Origin of the sequence: Citrobacter sp. BIDMC107, assembly GCF_001037575.1 — a bacterium.
In the GTDB taxonomy this organism is placed as follows: Bacteria; Pseudomonadota; Gammaproteobacteria; order Enterobacterales; family Enterobacteriaceae; genus Citrobacter; species Citrobacter freundii.
Map to the genome: position 1 here is coordinate 4121323 of NZ_KQ089848.1, position 21440 is coordinate 4142762.

22 protein-coding genes, 1 tRNA gene and 2 pseudogenes are annotated in these 21440 nt (G+C 51.3%); 15 read left to right on the forward strand and 10 right to left on the reverse strand.

Going from position 1 to position 21440, the window contains the following annotated elements:
* The first annotated feature begins 9 nt into the window (after positions 1 to 9).
* From napC to SK39_RS19130, 9 genes are all read left to right on the forward strand, one after another.
* Positions 10 to 612 carry a cytochrome c-type protein NapC gene (gene napC / locus SK39_RS19090; protein ID WP_003027548.1) on the forward strand — a complete coding sequence of 201 codons (603 nt, stop codon included), beginning with the start codon at positions 10 to 12 and terminating at the stop codon, positions 610 to 612.
* A 20-nt stretch (positions 613 to 632) separates the two neighbouring features.
* Positions 633 to 1253 (forward strand): cytochrome c biogenesis heme-transporting ATPase CcmA, encoded by a 621-nt coding sequence (gene ccmA, locus SK39_RS19095; RefSeq protein WP_003027545.1) that lies wholly within the window; start codon positions 633 to 635, stop codon positions 1251 to 1253.
* Positions 1250 to 1909 (forward strand): heme exporter protein CcmB, encoded by a 660-nt coding sequence (gene ccmB, locus SK39_RS19100; protein ID WP_003027542.1) that lies wholly within the window; start codon positions 1250 to 1252, stop codon positions 1907 to 1909. The genes ccmA and ccmB overlap by 4 nt, the downstream gene beginning before the upstream one ends.
* 76 nt (positions 1910 to 1985) lie before the next feature.
* Positions 1986 to 2723: a heme ABC transporter permease gene (locus SK39_RS19105; RefSeq protein WP_032949675.1), complete on the forward strand. Its 738-nt coding sequence runs from the start codon at positions 1986 to 1988 to the stop codon at positions 2721 to 2723.
* Positions 2720 to 2932 carry a heme exporter protein CcmD gene (gene ccmD / locus SK39_RS19110; protein ID WP_003027536.1) on the forward strand — a complete coding sequence of 71 codons (213 nt, stop codon included), beginning with the start codon at positions 2720 to 2722 and terminating at the stop codon, positions 2930 to 2932. The genes SK39_RS19105 and ccmD overlap by 4 nt, the downstream gene beginning before the upstream one ends.
* A complete protein-coding gene (ccmE, locus tag SK39_RS19115; RefSeq protein ID WP_003834619.1) occupies positions 2929 to 3408 on the forward strand; it encodes a cytochrome c maturation protein CcmE in 480 nt (159 codons plus the stop codon). Before ccmD ends, ccmE begins: the two co-directional genes overlap by 4 nt.
* On the forward strand, positions 3405 to 5360 hold the full coding sequence (locus tag SK39_RS19120) for a heme lyase CcmF/NrfE family subunit (protein WP_003839444.1): 1956 nt from the start codon (positions 3405 to 3407) through the stop codon (positions 5358 to 5360). Before ccmE ends, SK39_RS19120 begins: the two co-directional genes overlap by 4 nt.
* The gene (gene dsbE, locus SK39_RS19125) at positions 5357 to 5914 is read left to right on the forward strand and encodes a thiol:disulfide interchange protein DsbE (RefSeq protein ID WP_003834613.1); all 558 of its coding nucleotides are present in this window, start codon (positions 5357 to 5359) and stop codon (positions 5912 to 5914) included. Before SK39_RS19120 ends, dsbE begins: the two co-directional genes overlap by 4 nt.
* Positions 5911 to 6960, forward strand: a complete 1050-nt coding sequence (locus SK39_RS19130; RefSeq protein WP_032936615.1) for a cytochrome c-type biogenesis protein CcmH — start codon at positions 5911 to 5913, stop codon at positions 6958 to 6960. The genes dsbE and SK39_RS19130 overlap by 4 nt, the downstream gene beginning before the upstream one ends.
* Positions 6961 to 7061: 101 nt before the next feature.
* On the opposite strand, the gene narP is transcribed toward SK39_RS19130, so the two are convergent.
* From narP to SK39_RS19150, 4 genes are all read right to left on the reverse strand, one after another.
* On the reverse strand, positions 7062 to 7709 hold the full coding sequence (gene narP, locus SK39_RS19135; protein WP_003027518.1) for a nitrate/nitrite response regulator protein NarP: 648 nt from the start codon (positions 7707 to 7709) through the stop codon (positions 7062 to 7064).
* Between the two features lie 462 nt (positions 7710 to 8171).
* Entirely contained in the window at positions 8172 to 8798 is a 627-nt protein-coding gene (locus SK39_RS19140) for a hypothetical protein (protein WP_044701155.1), read from the reverse strand.
* 447 nt (positions 8799 to 9245) lie between these two features.
* Positions 9246 to 10103, reverse strand: a complete 858-nt coding sequence (gene yibB, locus SK39_RS19145; protein ID WP_032936618.1) for a protein YibB — start codon at positions 10101 to 10103, stop codon at positions 9246 to 9248.
* A gap of 484 nt (positions 10104 to 10587) precedes the next feature.
* On the reverse strand, positions 10588 to 10830 hold the full coding sequence (locus SK39_RS19150) for a DinI family protein (protein ID WP_003845150.1): 243 nt from the start codon (positions 10828 to 10830) through the stop codon (positions 10588 to 10590).
* Between the two features lie 81 nt (positions 10831 to 10911).
* On the opposite strand from SK39_RS19150, the pseudogene SK39_RS27895 reads away from it, so the two are divergent.
* A pseudogene (locus SK39_RS27895) lies at positions 10912 to 11076 on the forward strand (DNA polymerase V); the annotation flags it as partial.
* A gap of 2 nt (positions 11077 to 11078) precedes the next feature.
* Positions 11079 to 11444, forward strand: a pseudogene (locus SK39_RS27600) (HumD family translesion DNA polymerase); the annotation flags it as partial.
* A 57-nt stretch (positions 11445 to 11501) separates the two neighbouring features.
* On the opposite strand, the gene SK39_RS19165 reads toward SK39_RS27600, so the two are convergent.
* The 3 genes from SK39_RS19165 to SK39_RS19175 all read right to left on the reverse strand — a co-directional run bounded on the left by SK39_RS19165 (position 11502) and on the right by SK39_RS19175 (position 13672).
* Positions 11502 to 11578: transfer RNA gene (locus SK39_RS19165), tRNA-Pro, on the reverse strand.
* A 74-nt stretch (positions 11579 to 11652) separates the two neighbouring features.
* Positions 11653 to 13413: an LPS biosynthesis-modulating metalloenzyme YejM gene (gene yejM / locus SK39_RS19170; protein ID WP_048217316.1), complete on the reverse strand. Its 1761-nt coding sequence runs from the start codon at positions 13411 to 13413 to the stop codon at positions 11653 to 11655.
* Between the two features lie 31 nt (positions 13414 to 13444).
* Positions 13445 to 13672, reverse strand: a complete 228-nt coding sequence (locus SK39_RS19175; RefSeq protein ID WP_003027506.1) for a YejL family protein — start codon at positions 13670 to 13672, stop codon at positions 13445 to 13447.
* 134 nt (positions 13673 to 13806) lie between these two features.
* Between SK39_RS19175 and yejK the strand changes: the two genes are divergently transcribed.
* Positions 13807 to 14814 carry a nucleoid-associated protein YejK gene (gene yejK / locus SK39_RS19180; RefSeq protein ID WP_003027504.1) on the forward strand — a complete coding sequence of 336 codons (1008 nt, stop codon included), beginning with the start codon at positions 13807 to 13809 and terminating at the stop codon, positions 14812 to 14814.
* A 120-nt stretch (positions 14815 to 14934) separates the two neighbouring features.
* Here the strand turns inward: yejK and rplY are convergent, their stop codons facing one another.
* Together rplY and radD are read right to left on the reverse strand one after the other, a co-directional pair.
* On the reverse strand, positions 14935 to 15219 hold the full coding sequence (gene rplY / locus SK39_RS19185; protein WP_003027502.1) for a 50S ribosomal protein L25: 285 nt from the start codon (positions 15217 to 15219) through the stop codon (positions 14935 to 14937).
* 124 nt (positions 15220 to 15343) lie between these two features.
* Positions 15344 to 17104, reverse strand: a complete 1761-nt coding sequence (gene radD / locus SK39_RS19190; protein WP_048217428.1) for a DNA repair helicase RadD — start codon at positions 17102 to 17104, stop codon at positions 15344 to 15346.
* A 150-nt stretch (positions 17105 to 17254) separates the two neighbouring features.
* On the opposite strand from radD, the gene rsuA reads away from it, so the two are divergent.
* From rsuA to SK39_RS19205, 3 genes are all read left to right on the forward strand, one after another.
* Complete coding sequence (gene rsuA, locus SK39_RS19195) at positions 17255 to 17962, forward strand: 16S rRNA pseudouridine(516) synthase RsuA (protein ID WP_044711485.1); 708 nt, start codon at positions 17255 to 17257, stop codon at positions 17960 to 17962.
* Positions 17963 to 17977: 15 nt separating this feature from the next.
* Entirely contained in the window at positions 17978 to 19168 is a 1191-nt protein-coding gene (locus SK39_RS19200) for a Bcr/CflA family multidrug efflux MFS transporter (protein ID WP_003027494.1), read from the forward strand.
* A 333-nt stretch (positions 19169 to 19501) separates the two neighbouring features.
* Entirely contained in the window at positions 19502 to 19846 is a 345-nt protein-coding gene (locus tag SK39_RS19205) for a YejG family protein (protein WP_119174425.1), read from the forward strand.
* 3 nt (positions 19847 to 19849) lie between these two features.
* On the opposite strand, the gene yejF is transcribed toward SK39_RS19205, so the two are convergent.
* Positions 19850 to 21439, reverse strand: coding sequence for a microcin C ABC transporter ATP-binding protein YejF (yejF, locus tag SK39_RS19210; protein WP_003845153.1), 1590 nt, complete (start codon positions 21437 to 21439; stop codon positions 19850 to 19852).
* Between the last annotated feature and the right edge of the window lies 1 nt (position 21440).

Sequence of the window (21440 nt, forward strand, 5' to 3'; positions counted from 1 at the left end):
GAGGTCATTATGGAAAATTCTAACCGTAAACCAGGCTGGATTAAGCGCGTCTGGCAATGGTGGCGTCGCCCCAGCCGTCTGGCGCTCGGCACGCTGTTGTTAATCGGCTTTGTGGGCGGCATTATTTTCTGGGGCGGCTTTAATACCGGTATGGAAAAGGCCAATACAGAAGAGTTCTGCATTAGCTGTCACGAAATGCGCAATACGGTGTACCAGGAATACATGGAAACCGTACACTACAACAACCGCAGTGGTGTGCGAGCGACTTGCCCTGATTGCCACGTCCCACACGAGTGGGGCCCGAAAATGATCCGTAAGATCAAGGCCAGTAAAGAGCTGTACGCGAAAGCACTGGGGTTAATAGATACACCGCAGAAATTTGAAGATCATCGTTTAACGATGGCGCAAAATGAGTGGCGGCGTATGAAAGATAACAATTCGCAAGAGTGTCGAAACTGTCACAACTTCGAGTTTATGGATTTAACCGCCCAGAAAGGCGTCGCGGCCAAAATGCACGACCAGGCCGTGAAAGACGGGCAAACCTGTATTGACTGCCATAAAGGGATAGCGCACAAACTGCCTGATATGCGCGAAGTCAAACCGGGCTTTTAACAGGATGTAGATAACCAGGTATGCTTGAAGCCAGAGAATTACTTTGCGAGCGGGATGACAGAATACTGTTCAGCGAGTTGTCATTTCGCGTCAACGCAGGGGAATGGGTACAAATTACCGGCAGCAACGGCGCAGGGAAAACCACTCTGCTGCGGTTGCTTACCGGGCTGGCGCGTCCCGACGCAGGGGAGGTTTGCTGGCAAGAGCAACCGCTGCATCACGTGCGGGACAGCTACCATCAGCAACTACTGTGGATTGGACATCAGCCGGGGATAAAAACCCGGCTTTCGGCGTTGGAGAACCTGCGTTTCTTCCATCATGACGGCGACATCGCGCAGTGTCTGGCTGCGCTGGCGCAGGCGGGACTTGCCGGATATGAAGATATCCCAGTGAACCAACTTTCCGCCGGACAACAGCGGCGCGTGGCGCTGGCCCGTTTGTGGTTGACCCGCGCCCGACTGTGGATCCTCGATGAACCCTTTACCGCCATTGATGTGAACGGCGTTGAGCGACTGACTCAGCGTATGGCGCAGCATACGGAGCAGGGCGGTATTGTTATTCTCACCACCCACCAACCGCTCAATGTTGAAACCGATAAAGTGCGACGTATTGCGCTGACCAGTGAGAGGGCAACGCAATGATGTGGCGAATCTTTCGTTTAGAACTGCGAGTTGCGTTTCGTCATAGTGCGGAAATTGCTAATCCTTTATGGTTCTTCCTGATTGTTATTACGCTGTTCCCCCTGAGTATTGGGCCGGAGCCACAGCTGCTGGCGCGCATAGCGCCGGGCATCATCTGGGTTGCGGCGCTACTGGCGTCATTGCTGGCGCTGGAACGGCTATTTCGTGATGACTTACAGGATGGCAGCCTTGAGCAACTGATGCTGCTGCCGTTACCGCTACCGGCCGTGGTGCTGGCGAAAGTGATGGCGCACTGGGTCGTGACAGGTCTGCCGCTGCTGATCCTCTCGCCGCTGGTGGCGCTGTTGCTGGGCATGGATATGTACGGCTGGAAAATTATGGCGCTGACCTTGTTACTCGGAACGCCGACGCTGGGTTTTCTCGGCGCGCCGGGCGTGGGGTTGACGGTGGGCTTAAAGCGCGGCGGCGTGCTGTTAAGCGTGCTGGTACTCCCGCTCACCATACCCTTACTGATTTTTGCGACCGCCGCGATGGATGCGGCTTCTATGCACTTACCGGTTGAAGGGTACATGGCGATTCTGGGGGCGTTGCTGGTCGGCAGCGCCACGTTAAGCCCGTTTGCCACAGCCGCGGCGTTACGGATAAGCGTGCAGTAACGAGAATTAGATGTGCAGGCCGGGCAAGGCGCTCCGGCACAACGGATTTTAATTTATGGAGTCTGGTGACTGAACTATGTGGAAAACACTTCATCAATTGGCGATGCCCCCTCGGCTCTATCAGATCTGTGGCTGGTTTATCCCGTGGCTGGCGATTGCCAGCGCGGTGGTACTGATAACGGGATGGATCTGGGGCTTTGGTTTTGCGCCTGCAGACTATCAGCAGGGGCAGAGCTATCGCATTATTTATCTGCACGTTCCGGCGGCAATCTGGTCGATGGGCATTTACGCCTCGATGGCCGTTGCCGCGTTTATCGGCCTGGTCTGGCAGATGAAAATGGCCAATCTGGCGCTGGCTGCGATGGCGCCGATTGGTGCAGTGTTTACCTTTATTGCGCTGGTGACAGGTTCCGCATGGGGCAAACCGATGTGGGGAACCTGGTGGGTTTGGGATGCCCGACTCACCTCTGAACTGGTGCTGCTGTTTCTCTACGTTGGCGCCATTGCGCTGTGGCATGCCTTTGATGACCGCCGTCTGGCAGGTCGTGCCGCCGGTATTCTGGTGCTGATTGGTGTGGTCAACTTACCGATTATCCACTACTCGGTTGAGTGGTGGAATACGCTGCATCAGGGTTCTACCCGCATGCAGCAAAGCATCGATCCGGCGATGCGTACGCCGCTGCGTCTGGCGATCGTCGGCTACCTGTTACTGTTTGTCACGCTGGCGCTGATGCGCATGCGTAACCTGATTTTGATGATGGAAAAACGCCGCCCGTGGGTGAGCGAACTGATCTTAAAAAGAGGCCGCCAATGACCCCTGCATTTGCATCATGGAGTGATTTTTTCGCGATGGGCGGCTACGCCTTGTATGTCTGGCTTGCCGTAGCGATGAGCGTTATCCCGCTGGTGGTGCTGGTAGTGCATTCCACGTTACAGCATCGCGCAATTTTACGCGGTGTAGCGCAGCAGCGGGCGAGAGAAGCACGTATGCGTGCGGCGCAAGTGCAACGGGAGGCGGCGTGAATATTCGACGTAAAAATCGGTTATGGATAGCCTGTGCGGTACTGGCGGGTCTGGCTTTGACCATTACGCTGGTGCTTTATGCGCTGCGTTCCAATATTGACCTGTTCTATACGCCGGGAGAGATACTCTACGGTAAGCGCGAAACGCAGCAGATGCCTGAAGTCGGTCAGCGCCTGCGCGTGGGCGGTATGGTGATGCCCGGTAGCGTAAAGCGCGATCCGCAGTCATTAAAGGTGAATTTCAGCATCTATGACGCCGAAGGTGTGGTGGATGTAACCTATGAAGGTATTCTGCCGGATCTGTTCCGCGAAGGGCAGGGTGTTGTTGTTCAGGGCGAACTGGACGAGGGAAATCATGTACAGGCCAAAGAGGTTCTGGCCAAACATGATGAAAATTACACCCCGCCGGAAGTTGAAAAAGCGATGCAGGAAAACCATCGTCGTCCGGAAAGCGTGTATAAGGATAAAACGTCATGATGCCTGAAATTGGCAATGCGCTGTTGTGCCTTGCGCTAGGCGTGGCGTTACTGCTGTCGGTCTATCCGCTGTGGGGCGTAGCGCGCGGCGATGTGCGGATGATGGCTTCCGCGCGGCCCTTTGCCTGGGTGTTGTTTATCTGTGTGATGGGTGCATTCCTGATTCTGGTCAACGCCTTCGTGGTTAATGACTTTACCGTCACCTACGTTGCCAGCAACTCCAATACCCAGCTTCCGGTCTGGTATCGGGTGGCAGCAACCTGGGGCGCGCATGAAGGCTCTCTGCTGCTGTGGGTACTGCTGATGAGCGGCTGGACGTTCGCCGTTGCGGCATTCAGCCAGCGTATGCCGCTGGACATCGTCGCCCGCGTGCTGGCGGTGATGGGGATGGTCAGCGTTGGCTTTCTGCTGTTTATTCTGTTTACCTCCAATCCATTTGCCCGTACGTTGCCCAACTTCCCTATTGAAGGGCGCGACCTGAACCCGCTGTTGCAGGATCCGGGGCTGATTTTCCATCCGCCGTTGCTGTACATGGGGTATGTCGGTTTCTCCGTGGCCTTTGCGTTTGCGATTGCCGCGTTGATGAGTGGCCGACTGGACAGTACCTTCGCCCGTTTTTCGCGTCCGTGGACGCTGGCGGCGTGGGTGTTCCTGACGCTGGGTATTGTGCTCGGTTCCGCCTGGGCCTATTACGAGCTGGGCTGGGGCGGCTGGTGGTTCTGGGATCCAGTTGAAAATGCCTCGTTTATGCCATGGCTGGTGGGAACGGCGCTGATGCACTCGTTGTCGGTCACCGAACAGCGTGCCAGCTTTAAAGCCTGGACGCTGCTGCTGTCAATCTGCGCATTCTCGCTTTGCCTGTTGGGGACTTTCCTGGTGCGCTCCGGCGTGCTGGTGTCGGTGCATGCTTTTGCCTCCGATCCGTCGCGCGGGATGTTTATTCTCGCCTTTATGGTATTAGTGATTGGCGGCTCCCTGCTGCTGTTTGCGGTTCGCGGTCACAAGGTCCGCTCGCGGGTAAATAACGCGCTGTGGTCGCGTGAATCTCTGCTGTTGGGCAACAACGTTCTGCTTATTGCCGCCATGCTGGTGGTGCTATTGGGTACGCTGCTGCCGTTGGTGCACAAACAGCTGGGGCTGGGCAGCATTTCGATTGGCGAGCCGTTCTTCAACACCATGTTTACCTGGCTGATGGCACCGTTCGCGCTGTTGCTGGGAATAGGGCCATTAGTGCGCTGGGGCCGTGACCGACCGCGTAAACTGAAAACGTTACTGATTATCGCGTTTGTCACCACGCTTGTTATGTCGCTGCTGCTGCCGTGGCTGTTTGAGGATCGCATTGCCGCTATGACGGTGGTGGGTCTGGCGATGGCATGCTGGATATTCGTGCTGGCGGTGTCCGAAGCGTTCCTGCGTGTTTCCCGCGGAACGAAGTTAACACCAAGCTATTGGGGCATGGTGTCGGGCCACGTTGGGCTGGCGATTACTATTGTCGGTATTGCCTTTAGCCAGAACTACAGTGTTGAACGCGATGTGCGCATGAAGGCAGGTGATAGCGTCAGTATCCATAACTATCAGTTCACGTTCCGCGAAGTGAAAGATATTACCGGACCTAACTACCGGGGCGGTGTCGCCATTATTGGCGTTACCCGAGATGGTAAACCAGAAGCCACGCTGCATGCGGAAAAACGCTTCTATAACAGCACCAGTTCGATGATGACTGAAGCGGCAATTGACGGCGGATTCACACGCGATCTGTACGCTGCGCTGGGTGAAGAACTGGATAACGGCGCATGGGCTGTGCGTCTGTACTACAAACCGTTTATTCGCTGGATTTGGGCCGGAGGATTGCTGATGGCGCTGGGCGGATTGTTCTGCCTGTTTGATCCACGCTATCGTCAGCGCACGCGTCCTCGCGCCGCGGTGCAAAAAAATGCGTCGGAGGCTGTATGAAGCGCAACGCACTGTTAATTCCGTTTATTATTTTTCTGATCATTGCGGCGGCGCTGCTGTGGCAACTGGCGCGTAACGCTCAGGGGGACGATCCCACTAATCTGGAGTCGGCGCTGATCGGCAAACCCGTTCCGACATTCCGCCTGGAGTCGCTGGAAAATCCGGGGCAGCATTATCAGGCCGATGTGCTGACCCAGGGCAAACCGGTACTGCTGAACGTCTGGGCGACCTGGTGTCCGACCTGTCGCGCCGAACATCAGTACCTGAATCAGCTGTCTGCGCAGGGCGTGCGGGTGGTGGGGCTGAACTATAAAGACGATCGTCAGAAAGCCATTGTCTGGCTGAAAGAGCTGGGCAATCCTTACTCATTAAGCCTGTTTGACGGCGACGGTATGCTTGGTCTGGATCTTGGCGTGTACGGTGCGCCGGAGACGTTCCTGATCGACGGGAAAGGTATTATTCGCTATCGCCATGCCGGCGATTTGAATGCCAGGGTGTGGGAGAGCGAGATCAAACCGTTGTGGGATAAGTACAGTAAGGAGGCTGCGCAATGAGATTTTTACTGGGCCTGCTGATGCTGGTTATCTCTGGATCCGCGCTTGCGACCATCGATGTGATGCAGTTTAAGGATGAAGCGCAGGAGCAGCAGTTCCGTCAGCTTACCGAACAGTTGCGCTGTCCTAAATGTCAGAACAACAGTATTGCCGATTCTAACTCGATGATTGCCACCGACCTGCGTCAGAAAGTGTACGAACTGATGCAGGAAGGAAAAAGTCAGAAAGAGATTGTCGACTACATGGTGGCCCGCTACGGCAACTTCGTCACTTACGATCCGCCGTTGACGCCGCTTACTATACTTTTGTGGGTGATGCCGGTGGTTGCGATTGGTCTGGGTGGCTGGATTATTTTCGCCCGTACTCGCCGACGTGTCCGGGTAAAACAGGAAGAGTTTCCTGATGACGTTATCCCGGATGGCAAACGCGGTGGGTTCGGGTTGTTTGTGCCCGGCATCGTGGTGGCGCTGGGGGTTGGCGCAGTGAGCTATTATGAAACCGGCAACTATAAGCAGGTTCAGGTCTGGCAACAGGCCACCGCTCAGGCACCTATGCTGCTGGAGCGGGCGTTGGATCCAAAAGCTGATCCGCTCAATGAAGAAGATATGACGCGTCTGGCGTTGGGTCTGCGCACTCGCTTACAAGCCGATCCTACCAACGTTGAAGGTTGGATCATGCTTGGGCGAATTGGCATGGTACTTGGTAACGCCAGTACGGCCACTGAAGCCTATGCCAATGCTTATCGACTGGATCCGAAAAACAGTGATGCTGCGCTGGGCTATGCGGAAGCGCTGACCCGTTCTTCCGATCCTGATGATAACCGTCGGGGAGGGGAGCTGCTACGCCAGTTGGTACGCGGCGAACATGCCAACGTGCGGGTTCTCAGCATGTATGCGTTTAACGCTTTTGAACAGCAGCGCTTTGGCGAGGCGGTTGCGGCGTGGGAGATGATGCTGAAATTATTACCGGCCAATGATACCCGTCGGGCGGTGATAGAACGCAGCATTAAGCAGGCGATGGAGCAGCTAACGCCGCAGGAGAAGTAAGAGTGAAAGATGCCGGATGGCGACGCAAAGCGTCTTATCCGGCCTACTGATGCACGTGACTTGTTGGCCCGATAAGCGTAGCGCCATCGGGCAATATCTGATTACTGCATGCCGCGTGTTTGTAAAAATAGAATGGTGGCAGCTACACGAGAACGCACGTTGAGTTTGCGCAGCAGATTGCGAATATGCACCTTCACCGTCTGTTCAGAAATATTCAGCACTGATGCAATCTGTTTGTTCGATAGCCCCTGAGCAAGTTCATGTAACACATCCAGTTCGCGTTCGGTGAGAACGCTGAATGGGTCTTCCTGGGCGCCAAACAGGTCGCGCTCGCGCAAATATTCGCTGACGCGGGTACTAAAGGCTTTACCACCTTTGGCACCACTGCGAATAGCCTCCAGCAGGACTTCAGGATCGCTGTCTTTAAGTAAATAACCATCCGCGCCGGCATCAATTAGAGCGTACACATCGTTGGCGGCATCCGATACGGTAAGAATAATAATTTGCGCGGTGACGCCGTCCCGACGCAGCGCATTCAGTGTATCCAGTCCGCTCATCCCTTTCATATTGAGATCCAGTAGGATCACATCAAGGTCCAGGCGGTTTGCCAGGTCGATAGCGCTGGCACCATCACCCGCTTCCGCGACTACGTTAAAGGCGGGATCAAGTTGCAATAATTGACTAATTCCTCGCCGCATCAGTGGGTGGTCGTCAACAATCAGCACCCGAAAAGGCGTTGCTTCAGGCATACTATTCTCCTGAGTTTTTATTAGTATCATTATTGTTTTCAGCGCATCAATCGTCCAGATTCATCACGCTGATGAGAGGATAAATTTTACCCCAATTTGTGCATGGGTAAGTAGTAAAACCTGTACTGAAAGCCGTAGTAATACTCAGGAATGATGAATCTCAGACATAAAAAAACCAACCCTAAGGTTGGTTTTTTTGGGATTTTTGGTCGGCACGAGAGGATTTGAACCTCCGACCCCCGACACCCCATGACACCGCTTATGAAACACTGAGAGCCGCGCCATTGCTGGTTCTAATTGCTATTTGCATGTGTAAACAAACAGTGCTTTTATGACAAAATCTGCTCTATATACATCAATAGGTTAGGGGACGTTTCTCCCATGTTGTTTAGATGCTTTAGATCAGATTAGACCTTTATGTTTCTAAAAAGGAGCTTAATAACATTGAAACTATAACCTTCCTTATAACAAAGTCATGTCTGGAAATGGTGCATTTGGTGGGTTAGCAAGCACTTTACCAATGGCATTTAAGACGGGAATCAAGGTATAGATCATATTTGAGTCTTTTGGAACACCATAGATGAATTCTTGGAATTCATAACGCTTATCAACAAAGTAGTTCCTAATAGTGTCAAGGAATTGCAATAGATCCGTAGCGGTCTGGATCGTGTTACATGTTTGCAAAATCTCTTGTGTGACACATTTTTTTTGTGTGTCGCTAAGTGCATTGAAAAGCTTTTTTAAGTTGTGCGTTTTATGTTCTTCAAGAAGATCTAGGCGTGAATGCCAATTAGTCGCGCGGTTTTCATCATCGAATTCAGCTTTTGTAGCCTGGCCATTTTCGATGGTGAAATCGTAAGGTGCAGGAATTCTTTTGACCAAGAATGCTTTAAAATAAAGCTCAATTGCTAAAGTTGCGTTGGTATAAAGGACATTCCGTCTAACATCGTGTACGTCTAGATAGCCGTTATTAAGGCTATTTACCACTTCACGAAATGCATTGGCTGTATTGGCAATTTGCTGCGGTTCAACAAAGATTGTTGAGTCAAGACCGGGATTTTCGTAAATTTTAGACTTACGTTTAGACATTTAACTTTAGCTCCGTGTGAAAAAAATGAAAAAAAGTCAATATCATCATATATATGCACTTCCCTTAATATAGTGATGTCGGTCTTAAACGACGCAGATCATCGTTGAGAAGTAAATATTGATATGTACACTGTCTACTCCCTGCACCATAAATTAAATTTAGTTATGTGTGATAGCCTTACTCAGACTTGGTCTGAGTAACATAAATGAGTGGCTCACAACTTTTAACCGGCTCTAATTTCCCCATGTGGGTTGAGACGCTGGGGTCCCTGCCTGATAATGTTGTATCAGTGGCTCCCGAAGGGGGATACGTTAAATGGGACGGCACACAATAGGTTCATGATGCAGAGGCGGAAAAAGCATTTTTTCAGGGACAGGCTGCGCAGGAAAAAGCAAAACAATGCCGGGGCTGGTTAGAATCGGCATTGTTCATACCTCAATTAAAAATTATTTACCTATAAGAGAGACCTTTAATCTTCTTAATAAAGTAATTAAATCTTTTCTTCCGAATAGTTTAAATAGATTAAACCAGCGGTTCTTACCCAGGTAATTTAGTTTTATTAATTTAGGGTTGTAATAATAGCACATTATAAAAACACCCTGATCGTCATCAACTATATTATTTCTGAGTGTTTTTATTTGGCACTGACAAACCAGTTTGTAAAACTCTTTCCATTTCTTTTGTGTTGCTACAATTGCCCCACCAATAATATAGGAACGATTGTTAATCATGTGGTCAAAAACCTGATGTATAGTTTTGACGGTCAAACCTTTTTTAACTGTAAAGAAATTTACTTTGTTGCGGTCAAAAGGATAGTCCCATCGAGATAACCCTCTGGTTACGTCTGCACTACGACAGTAACCAAAGTCAACCCATGCAACCATATCATCATTCACAAGATTTAACTCTATAGCTCTGTTTACAAAATATGTTTTTAGATTGCAAACCAGTGCATAGTCTGGGGACCAGTATTCGGGATTTATCAACTGGCGAGTTTCAAGTTTGCTTATGAACTCATTATCTTTTTGAATTCGTGCAATTCTTTTTTTTATGCTTTGAAATTTCTTATTAATATCTAAAGCCACTACAACAGTGTTTTTCCCATTTCTAATTGCTTCAATTTTGGGTTTAAGTTCACTGGATGTAAAAATGACCATGTCATTATCCAATTTAGACAGATTTTCAAAGTACTGAATATAGGTATCAGCTGTTCTCTCTAAGTGAGGAGAGAAACCTTTATTACTCGTCCAGTCTCCTCGTCCTATATCGAAAAATGCTGTAACAATGGTAATAGAAGAGTTCATTTTTAAGCAATCCGTGTTTTATACCTATCCAATAACTACAAGAATGTTGAATACATATTTTTTGATATCAGTCACATGGAAACATTCTATCAGTATCAACATGAGGCGGGAAGGATCATGTGATATTAAAACTGATAAGCAACGGATATACAAAATAACTGGTTGTTGCAAAGGATTGTTCAATGGTGAATAATTTTCATTGATATTATTTTTTTTGAAATTGTCGTTTTGTTCCAATATATGATAACCATAGGTTACTGAATCATATCAAGCAGTGTTCCTTTGCCGATATTTGGCGTAATAACGGAAATCATTAAAGATGACCTGGCTGGCCAATTGATGGTGAACTGTAACAAGAGTTGCCGCAACCACACCGTATGCAAGAGCATTATTGCGGCCGACTGGCGAACGTTCGATAGTGCGAGTATTGAATGATTGCCAGTCACGGCGGATTGTACTTAAGCAATATGACGGTTCAAGGCGTTTAATCTGAAACTAGCCACATATCAGCCTCTTCAAACATTTCCTGAACAGTACGGCTTATCTGCTCCTTCTCATGTTTGCTGGCGTCAGTGTTGATCGCCGGTAGTGTCATCATCGGTTTAACCCGAACATCAGCATCGGGGAAGATCCGCTGAACCCTCTTCGTCAATTCTCCCAGAATGATATCTTTTGCTCCGGGCAAACCATCAAAATTCCTTTTGTCATAAACGAGTTCCACGAACATTGCTTGTAGCCTTTTGCTGGATGTATATACAGTATTTATACTGTGTTTTTATCCGGTATTCAAGAGGGGTTAATTGATGCCACCACACAGCGGTTTGTCCAGGAACTGAGCAAGGTTAACTGGAACTGGACGATGAAGCAGCCTAACGAATGGATCGAGTGGTATGTGACAACATTCCGCGATGTATCAACGCAGGAAGGGGAGAACCGTACCTTTCAGCTGTTCAATCCAAACGGAGGACTATAGCCATGGGCTTCCCTTCACCTGTCAATGATTACGTTGAAACAAGGATCTCCCTCGATCAGCAGCTAATCAGCCAGCCCGCAGCGACTTATTTCATACGGGCATCGCGTTCACATTTCAGGGAAGGGATAATCCAGGGGGCGCTACTTGTTGTGGATGCGTCGCTTTCAGCCTGTGATGGTTCGCTGCTGATATGCGCGATAGATGGGGAATTCAGGATCAAGTGATACCGAACTCACCCTCAGCCCCACCTGGTTAATCTGGAGAACGGGAGAAGGGAAGCGCTGTCAGAAGATGGTGATGGCTACAATTCCTCACACGCAATATTTGGAGTTATCACGTACATCATTAATGATGCCAGGAACGCGGAGCGCTCAGAAAACAGGCATAAAAAAACAGCCGTAACAGGCTGTTTTTTTGGGGATTTTTGGTCGGCACGAGAGGATTTGAACCTCCGACCCCCGACACCCCATGACGGTGCGCTACCAGGCTGCGCTACGTGCCGACGCTATGGCTGCTAATACTACTGCTTTCCGCTACGAATGCAAGAGCATGTCTCGCTAACTGATTTATAATTAATCAGTTAGCAATAAATCGCTTCTCATCCGTCAGAACCTGTAACAGCAGACTTAGCTGCGGTTTCTGATCTTTTATTTTCTCGCCGCGCAAATTATAGGTCTGATAATTACCGTTGTTGTTCAGCACCAGCGTCATCTCGGGTGTGGTAACGGCCATCGTGCTGCCGTCAGCGGCAGTAACCCAGTAATGGCGGCGAGTTGCATTGAACAGATCCTGCCCCTGTGAGTATTCGTTAGCAGGTGTACTGACGTGCAGTAGGCGCTGCATCAGCGTTGTCATCAGGTCCGTATGATCGGTCAGACTATTGATGCGCTGTGCTGGCGTTCCCGGCCAGTGAATAACCAGAGGAACCTGCAGATGGCCTCGCGACCAGGCAAAGCTGTTCTCTTCCTGCGTCAGCGGCACGCCCCGACCAGCGGTAATAATCACCACCGTATTGTTCAGTTTGCCGGAGCCGCGCAGGGCGCTCAGAATGCGGTTAATGTTGGCATCCACATCCTGAGCGGCGCTGGCATAGCGTTTGGCAAAATTCTTCTGGTTACTCTCATCAAGGTTGGTCCCGTTAAAGGAGACCCACGAGAACCAGCGGTTATCTTCCTGCGCGTAGCGTCCCAGCCAGTTAATCCACTGGCTTGCGGTTTGATCGTCAGATTGCGTCTGCACGCTTGGCATGGAGAAATCTGACAGCAGCGCCTGGCGATAAAGCGGGCTGGTAAAGCCATCCGAGGAGAATAGCCCTAACTGATAGCCCTGCTGGTTCAGCGCGGAAATCAACGCCGCAGGCGTTCGGGTCGATAAAATCCCATCCATGTAGCTTGGTGAGACGCCGTAAAACAGGCCAAAAATCCCGTTATCCGTGGTGTTGCCAGTGCTCATGTGACGCGTGAAGGAGATATTCTGCCCGGCGAATTCAGCCAGCGCAGGCATCTGCTTTTCAAAGCGTGAATAGTTCAGGCCGTCGACGGTGATCAGCAGGACGTTCTGGCCGGTGCCCATATCGCGATAGCGCAGTTCGCTCAGCGGGTACTGCACGGAAACTGCTTCCGGATTCCCCTGCTCGATCAGGCGACGCTGATACTCTTGCGCATCCAGCAGACCATGTTTTTCCAGGAACTTACGCGCCGTCATCGGGTAGGAGAGCGGCAGATTCGCGCGCTGCATGGTAATCGGGCGATAGAAATTGGCATCCGCCCAGATATACACCACGTGCGAGGCGATAAAGCAAATGAAGAAGAATGCGGCTAACGGTTTGGCGAAGTGGCGACGACGCGTCAGGCTACGCAGCTTTTGCCAACTCCAGGTCGCAAACAGCATTTCAATTAACAGAATCACTGGCACGCTGATAAACATCAGTTGCCAGTCACGCGCCGCTTCATTCTGGTCAGGGTTGATGACCAGTTCCCAGACGATCGGGTTGAGGTGCAAATGGAAGCGGGTGAAAACTTCGCTGTCGATTAGCAACAGCGTCATGCCCACCGTCGCCAGAATAGCTGATAAGAATCGCATCAGCCTCTGGGACATGACGATAAACGTCAGGGGAAACAGGATTAACAGATAGGTGGCAAACACCAGAAAACTAAAATGTCCGACCAGGCTTACATAGGAATAAATACGACCTGCAAGCGTTGTCGGCCAGTCGGCGACAAACAGGTAACGGCTACCGAGTACCACGGCCAACAGGATGTTGAACAAGGCAAACCAGTGCCCCCAGCTAACCATCTGGGAGACTTTCTCACGGTAGCGCTGACGATGAGTTACCATAAACTGTTGTTCGTTTCCCCGGAGCAGGCTCTTAATGCGCTTGGTCGTCGTTTACCGAAGACTGCAATGCGCGGGCAAAAGAGTTGGCAATCGCCTGGCGCTGGGCCGGTGCGATGCTTGTATTGATAAGGTTAGTCACCATATTTCCCAGTACCATCAGGGAAAGGTCGGTCGGCGCCTTATGTTTTTCCAGTACGTTGAGCATCTCATTCAGCAGTTGTTCAACGTGTTCGTCACTATAGCGGGAAATTTGTGGCATAAATCGAAATCAGTCTGTTCATGAAAGGGCAACATATTACCGTACAGACAGTTTTTTTTCTGCTTTTTTATCTTCTATTGCGTCACTGCCCGGCAGGTGGTTGAATACCGCCCGGTCTAAAAGGAGAGTTTATCATGAGTCTGGATATCAACCAGATTGCCCTGCACCAGCTTATCAAACGTGACGAGCAGAACCTTGAGCTGGTCTTGCGCGATTCATTACTGGAACCGACAGCGACGGTTGTCGATATGATGGCTGAGCTGCATCGGGTATATAGCGCCAAGAATAAAGCTTATGGCCTGTTTAGCGAAGAGAGTGAACTGGCACAAACGCTGCGTTTACAGCGTCAGGGCGAAGAGGATTTTCTGGCATTTAGTCGTGCCGCGACCGGACGCTTGCGGGACGAGCTGGCGAAATATCCTTTTGCCGACGGCGGCATTGTCCTGTTCTGCCATTACCGCTATCTGGCGGTAGAGTATCTGTTGGTCGCCGTGCTGAACAATTTAAGCAGCATGCGCGTCAATGAAAATCTGGATATCAATCCGACGCACTATCTGGACATCAATCATGCGGATATCGTGGCGCGTATTGATTTAACCGAATGGGAAACCAATCCGGAGTCCACGCGCTATCTGACGTTCCTGAAAGGGCGGGTAGGGCGCAAAGTCGCCGATTTCTTTATGGATTTCCTCGGTGCCAGCGAAGGTCTGAATGCCAAAGCGCAAAACCGTGGCCTGCTGCAGGCGGTCGATGACTTTACTGCCGAGGCGCAGCTCGATAAAGCTGAACGCCAGAACGTGCGTCAGCAGGTGTACAGCTACTGCAACGAACAGCTACAAGCCGGTGAAGAGATCGAGCTGGAGTCGCTGTCCAAAGAGCTTTCCGGCGTCAGTGAAGTTAGCTTCAGCGAATTTACCGCTGATAAAGGCTACGAGCTGGAAGAGAGTTTCCCGGCGGATCGCAGTACGCTGCGTCAGTTAACCAAATTTGCCGGAAGCGGCGGTGGGTTAACCATCAACTTCGACGCCATGCTACTGGGTGAACGTATTTTCTGGGATCCGGCTACAGATACTTTGACCATCAAAGGTACGCCGCCGAACCTGCGCGACCAGCTGCAGCGTCGCACGTCGGGCGGGAAATAAAACCGTTTGCCGGGTGAGAGCGTAAACGCCTTATCCGGTCGACGAGAACCATCAGTATCGATTACAAAATCCCATAAAAAAACCCCGCCTTGGCGGGGTTTTTCTTCAACTTGTTTGCGATTACGCGCGAACGAAGTCGATGTGAGACAGCTTCGGCTTGAACGGGTGACGCTGTACAGCCTGAGCTTTAACTTTAACTTCTTTACCGTCAACAACGATGGTCAGAACTTCGCTGTAGAATTCAGCTTTAGCTTGCATGTTCATAACTGCATCGTGATCCAGTTCGATAGCAATCGGGGCTTCTGCGCCACCGTAGATGATTGCCGGGAACTTGTTAGCGGCACGCAGGCGGCGGCTCGCACCCTTACCCTGCTCTTTACGTACTTCAGCGTTGATAGTAAACATTTAAATCTCTCTTTAATAATTCCTGCTACAGGCGACCCAGCAACAGGTAAGTGATCTGCTTTGCGTATGCAAAAGCGGGCGAGATTCTATACTCAAACGGCTGGTACATCAATCAAAAGTACGATTAACCGCGTAATTCATGTGCCCGACGAAAGCGTCCTTCATAATCGAAGACCTTTTCACGGACCTGCCAGTACTGACCTTTCATGCGCGCGACCACGAAATCAGGATGACGTAACAGCGCCTGCTGGGCGAGGATATCGGCGGCGGTTATCCAGCGTAAGGGAATGCCAGGCGTTCGGGTGTGCGGGCGAATAAACAGTTGCTCGAAGGCTGTACGCTGCGCGGGAGTGTGCAGACGAAAGCGCTCGCTAACGTCGGCGCCATCTTCATCGTAATAGGTAATTTTCAGCCATTCGCCTTTTTCATCTTGGCCATTTTGTAACACCATCCCACTACAGCGCAGGACCAGCGCATCTTTAAGCCTGAGCGCGGCTTTCAGCATGTCATCCGGGTCAACCAGTACCGCGTCGCACTCCCTACAACGGCGGGCGGCGATGTCATTTTCCGCGTTGCACTGCGGGCAGTTTTTAAAACGGAAACGAAAATCGCACTGTTCGCGATGGCCGTCATCATCTTCAAACCATCCCTGACAGCGGCGGCCAAAGTGCTCAATCAGCGTGCCGTCGGCCGTTGTTTTGCCCCAGAAGGTGTTGGCAAAGCCGCAGGCAGGACAGAACACCTGTACTGGAACGTTGTCGCTTTTCCCTTTCGGCGCACCAACTTCCGGCGCGTACAGGTCGTGCGGGTTACCAGCGTAATCGAGGATCAGACAGTCGGTTTTACCCGGCGCCAGGCGCAGCCCACGACCGACAATTTGTTGGTAAAGGCTAACTGACTCGGTCGGGCGAAGAATGGCGATAAGGTCGACGTGCGGGGCATCGAAGCCAGTGGTCAGGACCGACACATTCACCAGATAGCGAAAACGTTGGGCTTTGAACTCTTCAATCAGCACGTCGCGTTCGGCGCCAGGCGTGTCTCCGGTGATAAGTGCGGCGTCGTCAGCAGGCAGCAGACCCAGAATTTCTTTGGCGTGTTCAACTGTGGCGGCGAAAATCATCACCCCTTTACGCGTCTGGGCAAACTCGACAATCTGGCTGATGATATGCGGCGTTATTCGCTGCTGCTTTTTCAGTTCCTGATTCAGGTCCGCTTCGCTAAACAGGCCGTTACTTTGTGCCTGCAGGCGGCTGAAGTCATATTGCACTACCGGCATGTCGAGGCGTTCTGGCGGTGTCAGGTAGCCGTGTTTAATCATGTAGCGCAGCGGTAATTCATAAATGCAGTCGCGAAACAGTGCTTTTTCGTCGCCGCGCACCATTCCGTGATAATGAAAATGATAAATCCAGCCTTTGCCCAAACGAAAAGGTGTGGCGGTAAGTCCGAGCAGGCGTAAGAGAGGATTTACTTTGGTCAGGTGAGTGAGGATTTGCTGATACTGACTCTCTTCATCATCGCCAATGCGATGGCATTCATCGACGATAAGCAGGGAGAATTCTCCCTGAAAGGCGTCCAGATTACGCGCTACCGACTGTACGCTGCCAAATACCACTTTCCCGTGGCTCTCTTTACGCTTCAGGCCAGCGGCAAAAATATCGGCTTCCAGGCCCAGCGCACAATATTTCGCATGGTTTTGTGCGACCAGTTCTTTGACGTGCGCCAGTACCAGTACGCGACCACGCGCCACGCGGGCCAGCTCGGCAATCACCAGACTTTTGCCCGCGCCGGTTGGCAGGACGATAACCGCCGGGGTGCGGTGGTGGCGAAAATGGTTGAGCGTGGCGTCCACGGCTTCTTTTTGGTACGGGCGAAGAGTAAAAATCATGGGCTCACTATAATAAACAATAACAAGGAGTAGTATGCCATGAATCATTTCTCTTGAGGGATGGTGTAACGCCGCTATACTGGGCGGATAACGGTCCCACTTTTCGGGCGTAAACCCGATTCTCGTATTTTTACAGGCAAAATCACACACATGCGACTTGATAAATTTATCGCTCAGCAACTCGGCGTCAGCCGCGCTATTGCCGGGCGTGAGATCCGTGCTAACCGCGTTACCGTCGACGGTGAAATCGTCAGAAATAGCGCTTTTAAGCTGCTGCCAGAACACGACGTAGAATATGACGGTAATTCCCTGGTTCAACAAAATGGCCCGCGCTATTTTATGCTGAATAAGCCTCAGGGTTATGTTTGCTCAACGGATGATCCCGATCACCCGACGGTGCTCTATTTCCTTGATGAACCGGTTGCCTACAAACTGCATGCGGCAGGGCGTCTGGATATCGACACCACTGGACTGGTGCTGATGACCGATGACGGACAGTGGTCGCATCGCATCACCTCTCCTCGTCACCATTGTGAGAAAACCTATCTGGTGACGCTGGAGTCGCCAGTGGCAGATGATACCGCCGAACAGTTTGCCCATGGCGTACAGTTGCACAATGAGAAAGACCTGACCAAACCGGCCTTGCTGGAAGTGATTACGCCAACTCAGGTGCGTTTGACCATCAGCGAAGGGCGCTATCATCAGGTTAAACGTATGTTTGCCGCGGTGGGTAACCACGTTGTGGAACTGCACCGTGAACGGATTGGTGACATCAGGCTTGATGAGGATCTGGCGCCGGGTGAATACCGTCCTTTGACTGAAGAAGAAATCGCCAGCGTTAACTTAACCCCGCGTTAATTTCAGGAGCTAAATGTGACCACCCGGCAGAACTCGTCAATTGCCATTGTCTTTATCCTTGGCTTGTTAGCCATGTTGATGCCGTTGTCGATTGATATGTATCTTCCGGCGCTGCCTGTTATCTCTGAACAGTTTGGTGTGCCAGCAGGTAGCGCGCAGATGACCCTCAGTACCTATATTCTGGGGTTCGCAGTGGGGCAACTGTTCTATGGGCCAATGGCAGACAGCCTTGGACGCAAGCCAGTGATCCTGGGCGGGACGCTGGTGTTTGCGGCGGCGGCTGTGGCCTGCGCACTGGCGCAAACCATCGATCAACTGATCGTGATGCGTTTCTTCCACGGCCTGGCTGCTGCTGCAGCGAGCGTGGTTATCAACGCCCTGATGCGTGATATCTATCCGAAAGAAGAGTTTTCGCGCATGATGTCATTCGTCATGCTGGTCACGACAATTGCGCCATTAATGGCACCGATTATCGGTGGCTGGGTGCTGGTATGGCTGAGCTGGCACTATATCTTTTGGATCCTCGCCATGGCGGCTATTCTGGCGTCGGTGATGATCCTTACACTGATCAAAGAGACTCTGCCGGTAGAGCGTCGCCAGCCGTTTCGCCTGCGTACTACTATTGGCAACTTTGCCTCGCTGTTTCGTCATAAACGTGTGCTGAGCTATATGCTGGCCAGCGGATTCAGTTTTGCCGGGATGTTCTCGTTTCTGAGCGCCGGACCCTTTGTCTACATTGAGATCAACCACGTTTCACCGCAACATTTCGGTTATTACTTCGCACTGAACATCGTATTTCTGTTCGTGATGACTATCATCAACAGCCGCTTTGTGCGTCGGGTTGGGGCATTGAATATGTTCCGTACCGGTCTGTGGATCCAGTTCGTGATGGCAGGCTGGATGGTCTTTAGCACACTGTTTGGGTTGGGGTTCTGGGCCCTGGTCGTGGGCGTTGCGGCGTTTGTTGGCTGTGTGTCGATGGTGTCATCTAACGCTATGGCGGTTATTCTGGATGAATTTCCACATATGGCGGGAACGGCGTCATCGCTGGCAGGGACATTCCGCTTCGGCATTGGTGCCATCGTTGGGGCGCTGTTGTCTCTGGCGACCTTTAACTCGGCCTGGCCAATGATATGGTCGATTGCATTTTGCGCTACCTGTTCAATTCTCTTCTGTCTTTACGCCAGTCGCGCCCAAAAACGGTGATCTATTACACATCCTGGGGGCCATAAGGCCTCCAGAGTTGATATACATCAACCGCAAATCTATCAGTTCCCCTGGTTATGTTTATTTTATGTAAAATCAATTTATGTAAAAAGTCACATCATTGTAGTTAAAAAGGTTGAGTTAGATCGCAGAAACGAGTACATATAGCCCGGAAATATGCCGGAACCATTGAATAATTTTAATTACCTGGTTCGGAAAGCGGCATAAAGACAGGGTGTAAACGTTTACCAACTGTCTGAAGACGTATTGTCAATGATGTGTTAATATTGATGTAAAATAATTGTGAAGTGATTGTGCTTCCAGGGAAAGAAAGTGATGACATTACAACTCTCAATCGTTCATCGTCTGCCGCAGAGCTATCGTTGGTCGGTGGGTTTCGCAGGTTCAAAGGTTGAACCGATTCCGCAAAACGCTCAGAGCAATGAGAACAGCTTGGTGGCGCTCAAATTGCTCAGCCCTGATGGTGACAGCGCATGGTCAGTCATGCATAAGCTCAGCCAGGCCCTCAGCGACATTGAGGTTCCTTGTTCCGTACTGGAATGCGAAGGGGAGCCGTGCCTGTTTGTGAATCGCCAGGATGAATTTGCCGCGACCTGCAGACTGAAAAACTTCGGCGTGGCCATCGCAGAGCCGTTTTCAAATAACAATCCGTTTTGAGCGTCAGCTTAGCGCAAGCAGCTGACGCGTATAGGCTTGCTGTGGCGCGTTAAATACGTGCTCGCATTGCCCTTGCTCCACAACCTCTCCCTGACGTAGCACAATAACCTGATGGCATAACGCGCGTACTACGTGCAAATCATGGCTGATAAAAATATAAGCCAGCCGATGCTTTTCCTGTAAGGACTTTAACAACGTCAGGATTTGCGCCTGTACGGTTCTGTCTAGCGATGATGTTGGCTCATCCAGGATAATCAAGGAAGGTTTGAGAATCAATGCTCTGGCGATGGCAATACGTTGACGCTGACCGCCGGAAAACTCAGCCGGGTAACGATGCCGCGTTTCGCTATCCAGTCCCACTTCCGTCATCACCGCTTTCACCTGCGCCTCGCGTTGTTCGGCTGACAGGGTTGGCTGATGAACGCGTAACCCCTCCTCGATAATCTGTAGCACGCTCAGGCGTGGGTTAAGCGAGGAGTTGGGATCCTGAAATACCACCTGAATAAGGTGACGGACCGGCAACAGCTGGCGACGATTTAAGGTATGCAGCGCCTGACCATCGAACACAATACTTCCCTGTGAGGAGATTAACCTCAGGAGCGCCAGTCCGGTAGTGCTTTTCCCCGACCCAGACTCACCTACCAACCCCAGCGTTTCACCGGGCCGCAGAGAGAAACTGATATTGTTAACCACGACGTTGTGGTCCACCACACGCTTCAGGATACCTTTGCGGATGGGGAAGGCGACGTGCAGTTTTTCCACTTCCAGCAGCGGGGCTTGTCCGGCCGGTAAAGGTACCGGGTCGCCGGAAGGTTCACTGTTTAGCAATTTCTGCGTGTAGGGATGCGTGGGCGCAGTGAGCAACTGTGCTGCTTTATTTTGCTCAACGCACTGACCGTTTTGCATGACCGCCACGGTATCGGCCAGCTTTTTCACAATACTGAGGTTGTGGGTGATGAACAGTAATCCCATGTTCAGCTCGCGCTGTAGTTCCCTCAGCAGTTGCAGGATCTGTGCCTGAACGGAAACGTCCAGCGCGGTAGTCGGTTCATCGGCAATCAGCAGCTCCGGTCGTGTTAGCAATGCCATGGCGATCATCACGCGCTGGCGTTCCCCGCCGGACAGTTGGTGCGGGTAGTCTGCGAGACGTTTGGCCGCCTGACGGATGCCAACGCGATCCAGACAGGTCAGGATTTCTGCTCGCGCGGCCTCCCGACGCATTCCCCTATGCAGCGACAGCACTTCATAAAGCTGTTTTTCCAGATTGTGAAGCGGGTTCAGTGACACCATTGGTTCCTGGAAAATCATGGCGATTTTATTCCCCCGCACGCCGCGAAGCGTTTGCTCATCGGCGTGAAGTAATGATTCACCATGAAAACGGATGTCGCCGGAAAGGTAGACGACCGGAGGGGAGGGCAATAACCGTAAAATAGATAGCGCGGTCACGCTTTTACCTGAGCCGGACTCACCCACCAGCGCCAGCGTTTGTCCGGCATCAACGCGCAGTGACAGACTGTTGACCACGGTGCGCACGGTCTCTTGTTGACGAAAACCTACCGATAAATTGTCAATAGCTAACAGAGGTTGTGTCATC